We start from the raw sequence: 6,162 nt of genomic DNA on the forward strand, positions 1-6,162 counted from the left end.
CTACCGGCCGGCGGCATAGCCGACGCTCGACTTAGTACAGGCCCGCCTCCCGGGCCATGGCAGCAATACCTGCGGACTTCTGCGCGATAGCCAGCTCCTCGTTCGTGGGCACCACGAAGACCTTGACCTGGGAATCCGCGGTCGAAATCATGCGCGGCTCCTTCGAGCGCACGAGGTTGGCTTCTTTATCGAAGTCAATGCCGTACATGTCCAGGTTGTACAGCGAATCCTGGCGGACCTCAGTATCGTTCTCGCCCACACCGGCGGTAAACGTAATCGCGTCCACGCGGCCCAGCGCAATCATGTACGCGCCGATGAAGCGGCGCAGCTGGTGGATGTAGATGTTGTAGGCCAGCCAGGCGTCCTGGTCCTCGTTGTTGATGCGCTCGCGCAGCACGCGGAAGTCGTTGACACCCGCAATGCCCTTCACACCGGAGCGCTTGTTCAGAAGGTTATCGATCTCATCGATCGACATCCCCGCCTCACGCGAGAGGTGGAAGATGATACCCGGGTCAATATCGCCCGAGCGCGTGCCCATGGCCAGACCTGCCAGCGGGGTCAGGCCCATCGAGGTATCGATCGGGCGGCCGTTGCGAATCGCCGCCGCCGAAGCACCGTTGCCCAAGTGCAGCGTGATCTGGTGAACATGCCCTGGGTCACGGTCAAGAAGCTTCGGCACCTGCTGCGAGACGAACTCGTGGGAGGTTCCGTGGAAGCCATAACGGCGGATGTCATACTGCGAGGCCACATCGTTGTTGATGGCGTAGAGCGCGGCCGCCGGCGGCATGTGGTTGAAGAAGGCCGTATCGAAGACCGCCACGTGCGGGATCTCCGGCAGCAGCTTGCGCGCCACGCGGATGCCGTCCAGGTTCGCCGGGTTGTGCAGCGGCGCGAGCGGAATGAGGTCCTCGATCATGGACTCGATCTGATCCACGATGAGCTGTGGCTCGCTGAACAAGCGCCCGCCGTGTACCACGCGGTGGCCCACGGCGATGACCTCGACATCCGTCGGGCCCACGCCATGCTCGTGCATGATGCTAAACGCGCGGTCCAGGCCGAAGGAGTGGGTGGGAATCTCCAGCTCTTCCTTGAATTCCTCACCGCCCGTCTTGACGGTCACCGCACCCTGCGGCTCACCAACCTGCTCCACCAAACCGGAGACCAGCGGGGTATCTGTAGCCGAGCTTTCCGGGTCCACCAGCTGAAACTTAACTGAGGAGGAACCCGAGTTGAGAACGAGTACGTACGCCATCTACTTCACCCCTGCCTGAATAGCAGTGATAGCCACCGTGTTGATGATGTCCGGAACAGTCGCGCCACGTGAAAGGTCATTGACCGGCTTGTTCAGCCCCTGCAGAATCGGGCCCACCGCCAGTGCACCACCGGTGCGCTGCGCCGTCTTATAGCCAATATTGCCGGCCTCCAGGTCCGGGAAGACGAAGACCGTGGCCTTACCCGCAACGTCGGATTCCGGCGCCTTCTTGGCGGCCACGCCGGGGTCGCAGGCGGCGTCGAACTGCAGCGGACCATCCACCGCCACGGAAGAGTCGATACCGCGAGCCGCCTCGACGGCCTGCGCCACCTTCTCCACGTCTGGGCCAGCACCCGAGGTACCCGTGGAGTAGGACAGCAGCGCCACGCGCGGGTCCAGGCCAAACTGCGCGGCGGTCTGCGCGGAGACGATGGCGATCTCGCCGAGCTGCTCCGGGGTCGGGTTCGGGTTCACCGCACAGTCACCGAAGGCCCACAGGCGTCCGGGCATCACCATGAGGAAGATGGAGGAGACCACGGAGGCCTCCGGCTTGGTCTTAATGATCTGGAAGGAAGGCTTAATGGTGTGCGCAGTGGTGTGCGCCGCACCGGAGACCATGCCATCGGCCAAGCCCTTGTGCACCATCATCGTGGCGAAGTAGGACACGTCCTTCATGGTCTCGCGCGCCTGCTCCAGCGTCACGCCCTTCTTCTTGCGCAGCTCCGCAAAGTCTGCCGCAAACTCTTCTGCCAGCGGGGATTCCAGGTGGTTGATGATGTCCACGCCAGGTAGGTCGATCCCGAGTTCCTGGGCGCGCTTTTCGACGTTCCCGTCACCCAAAATCGTCAGCTTCGCCACCTTGCCCTTGATGAGCTCGCCTGCGGCCTCCAAGATGCGATCGTCTTCGCCCTCCGGCAGCACGATGTGCGCGCCAATCTCGCGGGCCTGATCCAAAAGCTGCTTCTGGAAGAGCTCGGCGCTCATATAAGGTTCGATCTCTTCCAGGGAGGAAATCGCGCTGGGGATGGAGGAGACGTCATCCACCGCGCCCACCACGGTGGCTCCCACCGAGCGCGCGTGGTTCAGCGCCAGCTCCGCGGCGCGGTCAGGCGCCTCGGAAACCAGCACGAAGGGCAGGCCCAGGGCGGCGGCGGCCTTGGCATCAAAGTCCATAACTCCGGTGCCTTGGAGGACCAGGTTGCCCGCGGGGGCATTCTCCAGGACTTCGCTGAGCGTGGTTCCCAAGTCATCTACCTGGGCGAAGGTGGCCCCCAGTTCCTGAGCCACAGCAGCAACGTCCAAACCGTCGAAGCCGCGCCCAATGACGCTGATGAAGGCGGAATTCCGTGAGGACTTGGCGGTCATGAGAAACCTTTCTCTGCTTAGAAAGCGTGTACCCAAGCTCACATAGTGGGGTACACAGTGACACTACGACACTTTCACAGTACGGGAACACACCCCTTCTCGCCGCCGACTTAACACTGACCATCAGCAACTCCCCAGGCCACTGCCACCTCACCCGAAGCCAAAGTGTGCTATCACACAGAAACTTGTCCTCCCTTGTTCCCTCGGAGTAGGCTCCTAACCAGGATTGTTACTTCGGGCAAGACCTAGGCTCCCCGCTCTTAGCCGTGTGGGGATGGTTCGCTTGTGAACCATTGTGGCCTAGGTCTTTTGTGGTTTTTAGCCACAGTGCCTGCCTACTCTCGAAAGGATTCTCATGTCGACAGAGACTCGCTCGGCAGCCGAAGCCATCTTGGATGGCATCGGCGGAGCGGAGAACATCACCTCTTTCACGCACTGTGCTACGCGCCTGCGCTTCGAGCTGGCTGATGCCTCCAAAGCCGATAAGGAAGCACTCGAATCTATCCCCAAGGTCATGGGCGCTGTGCCCCAGGGCGGCCGCAACTACCAGGTGGTCATCGGCGGCGACGTGGCCACGGTCTATGACCAGATCAACGCCCTGCCGCAGATGAAGAACGCCGGTGAGTCCGCCGGCCGCTCCAACGATGATGTCAAGGCCGCCGCCCGCGCCAAGTCCAAGGGCAAGCTGCCCTGGATGGATACCTTCTTCGAGTACCTCTCGGATTCCTTCCGCCCCATCCTCGGCGTGCTGCTGGGCGCCTCCCTGGTTATTGCCTTCGCCTCGGTGCTCGATGCTTTCGGCGTTGTGGACTTCCGCTCCCCTGACAAGCCGGCCTCGTGGTTCTTCGTGGATGCCATGTGGCGTTCCGTCTTCTTCTTCCTGCCGGTGATGGTGGCGTATAACGCGGGTAAGAAGCTGCGCATCGACCCCTGGGTTCCCGCGGCAATCATGCTTGCGCTATTCACCCCGGAGTTCCTCAATCTCTCGGAGAACCCCGCGGTCCAGTGCGTTACCAACGACACCCTCGGTGCTGAGCAATGCTCCATTGAGATCTTCGGTATGACCATGCAGCTGCAGGACTACGGCGGAAACGTCTTCGTCCCGCTCATCATGGCCGCCGTTGCCGCGCTCTTCTACAAGGGTTTCCAGAAGATCATCCCCTCCGCGGTGCACATGGTCTTTGTCCCCTTCCTTACTATGATCGTCCTCATCCCGCTGACGGCCTTCCTCATTGGCCCCTTCGGTGTGTGGGCTGGTAACGGCATTGGTGCTGGCCTGTCCTGGATGAATGACAATGTTCCGTTCGTCTTCGCCCTAGCCATCCCGATGCTCTACCCCTTCCTGGTCCCGCTGGGTCTGCACTGGCCGCTTAACGCCCTCATGCTGGTCAACATCCAGACCTTGGGCTATGACTTCATCCAGGGCCCGATGGGCGCATGGAACTTCGCCTGCTTCGGCGCTACCGCCGGTGTTCTGGCCCTGTCCATCCGTGACCGCGACACCGTGATGCGCCAGACCTCCGGCTCCGCCCTCCTGGCCGGCCTGCTCGGTGGTGTGTCTGAGCCTTCCCTGTACGGTATCCACCTGCGCTACAAGCGCATCTACCCGCGCATGCTGGTGGGCTGCTTCGCTGGTGGCCTGACCGTGGCCCTGCTGACCCTGGGCACGAACGGTATTACTACCGACGCCTTCGTCTTCACCTCCCTGCTGACCATCCCGGTCTTCACCCCAATGGCCAAGTACGCCATCGCCATTGCAGTGGCCTTCTTCGTGGCCTTCTTCCTCATCCTCTTCACCGACTACCGCACCCCGGAGGAGCGCGCTGAGGCCAAGGCCGCCCGCGAGGCAGCCGAGCAGGCCGAGCTCGACAACGCCAACAACGCCGGCAACGCTGACAACGCCGCGCTTGCCGACGCCCCCGCAACCACCGCTGCCGCCGGCGCCGGTGCCGGCGCTGCCACCGCAACCGCAACGGCCACCAAGGCGGATGCCCCGGCCACGGCCACTGAGCCGGCCGCTGGCACCACCACCGACATCGCTTCGCCGTCGACCGGCAAGGTTGTCCCCATGGCTGAGATCGATGACCCGGTATTCTCCGCCGGCACGCTAGGTGATGGCGTGGGCATCGTCCCCGAGGGCGACGAGGTCTACTCCCCCGTCAGCGGCACGATTGTCAGTGCTATGAAGTCCGGTCACGCCTACGGCATCAAGACTGAGGACGGCGTGGAGGTCCTCGTCCACATCGGTATCAACACCGTGAAGATGAAGGGCGAAGGTTTCGCCCCGGCCGTCAAGAAGGGCGACACCGTCAAGCATGGCGAGCTGCTTGCCACCGTTGACTTTGCCAAGGTCACCGAAGCCGGCTACGACACCACCATCGTCCTGGCCGTGACCAATACCAAGGCTCTGTCTGCCGTCACCCCGGCTGGCCTGAACCACGCCGCCGCTGGCGACACGGTCATAACCACGACCCGCTAAAGGACCCACTAGGGAACCTTTAGCACGCCTTTAACGAACCCTGACTAAGCTGGCTCGATGTATCTACCATCGTGGCTGGCTTTAGTCGTTTTAGCCCCAACCGGCTAGCCTCATCCGACTAGCCCCAACCGGCTAGCCTTAACCGGTTAACCCCAACCAGAAAGGTGCCTTGTGCAACTGTTGCGCGTGTTCAATAACAACGTCGTGCTCGCACGGCGCGGTGCGGAAGACGTCATTGTCACCGGCCGCGGCATCGGCTTCCAAGCCAAACCTGGCACTGAGGTTGACCCGGCCAAGGTGGTCAAAGTCTTCGTCCCGGATTCCGGCCGCGACCCGGACCACCTCGCCGCCATGATCGCCGGCATTCCCGGCGAATACGTCCAGCTAGTCATCGACGCCATGCACTCCGTCGACATGTCTGAGGCACTGCGCAGCAAGCTCACGCTGGTCGTGGCGATTGCGGATCACATCCACGGCGCGGTCAGCCGCGGCAACACCGTGTCCTATCCATTGGAAGCTGAGGTACGCCACCTCTACGCCGATGATTTTTCCCTCGCGCAACAACTGCTCACTGCCATCAACAGTGGCCTGCACAAACCACTGGCTCCTGATGAGGCCGTGGCCATCACCCTGCACCTAGTCAACGCTGGGTTCGCGGTGGGGGATCTCTCCGGCACCTACCGCATGACGGGCCTCATCCAACAGATCCTGGCCGTCATTGGCTCTCACAACGATACGGAGCTCAACAGCGAGGACATCTCCGTCGCCCGCTTCATCACGCACCTGCGCTATCTCTTCGTGCGCATGGCGGAACACCAGCAGCTCGACTCGGACGACCGCCAAGTAGCCACCGCCATCTCCGCCCGCTACCCCGATGCCGTCGAGACCGCCCAGATGGTGGCTAACCTGATTGAGCTGCGCCTCGACAGCGCCCTAACCCCCGATGAGGTCTCCTACTTGACGCTGCATATTGCCCGCCTGCAGGAGGCCTCCGCCTAAGCCATTCACCGGCTTAGACCGCTGCGACAGCTTAAGCGGCCCTTCCGGTTTTAGAGTGCGTTGATTT

General features: G+C 62.3%; 4 protein-coding genes. 2 read left to right on the plus strand and 2 right to left on the minus strand.

The genetic code is table 11. The features are described 5' to 3' along the window. Window positions 1-31: 31 nt before the first annotated feature. Window positions 32-1,252: an acetate kinase gene (locus HMPREF2978_RS06190; protein WP_010188744.1), complete on the minus strand. Its 1,221-nt coding sequence runs from the start codon at window positions 1,250-1,252 to the stop codon at window positions 32-34. Next, complete coding sequence (gene pta / locus HMPREF2978_RS06195; RefSeq protein ID WP_070524698.1) at window positions 1,253-2,617, minus strand: phosphate acetyltransferase; 1,365 nt, start codon at window positions 2,615-2,617, stop codon at window positions 1,253-1,255. It lies immediately after the preceding gene. 355 nt (window positions 2,618-2,972) lie between these two features. Between pta and HMPREF2978_RS06200 the strand changes: the two genes are divergently transcribed. Continuing rightward, window positions 2,973-5,096 (plus strand): glucose PTS transporter subunit IIA, encoded by a 2,124-nt coding sequence (locus HMPREF2978_RS06200; RefSeq protein WP_070524700.1) that lies wholly within the window; start codon window positions 2,973-2,975, stop codon window positions 5,094-5,096. Window positions 5,097-5,267: 171 nt separating this feature from the next. Then, window positions 5,268-6,095, plus strand: coding sequence for a PRD domain-containing protein (locus HMPREF2978_RS06205; protein WP_070744648.1), 828 nt, complete (start codon window positions 5,268-5,270; stop codon window positions 6,093-6,095). Window positions 6,096-6,162 lie beyond the last annotated feature (67 nt).

Origin of the sequence: Corynebacterium sp. HMSC074C01, from assembly GCF_001814605.1 — a bacterium.
In the GTDB taxonomy this organism is placed as follows: Bacteria; Actinomycetota; Actinomycetes; order Mycobacteriales; family Mycobacteriaceae; genus Corynebacterium.

Bases quoted from the DNA above. Each gene is read 5' to 3' on its own strand.
- pta (WP_070524698.1), bottom strand. From the start codon at position 2,617: ATGACCGCCAAGTCCTCACGGAATTCCGCCTTCATCAGCGTCATTGGG.
- HMPREF2978_RS06190 (WP_010188744.1), bottom strand. From the start codon at position 1,252: ATGGCGTACGTACTCGTTCTCAACTCGGGTTCCTCCTCAGTTAAGTTT.
- HMPREF2978_RS06200 (WP_070524700.1), top strand. From the start codon at position 2,973: ATGTCGACAGAGACTCGCTCGGCAGCCGAAGCCATCTTGGATGGCATC.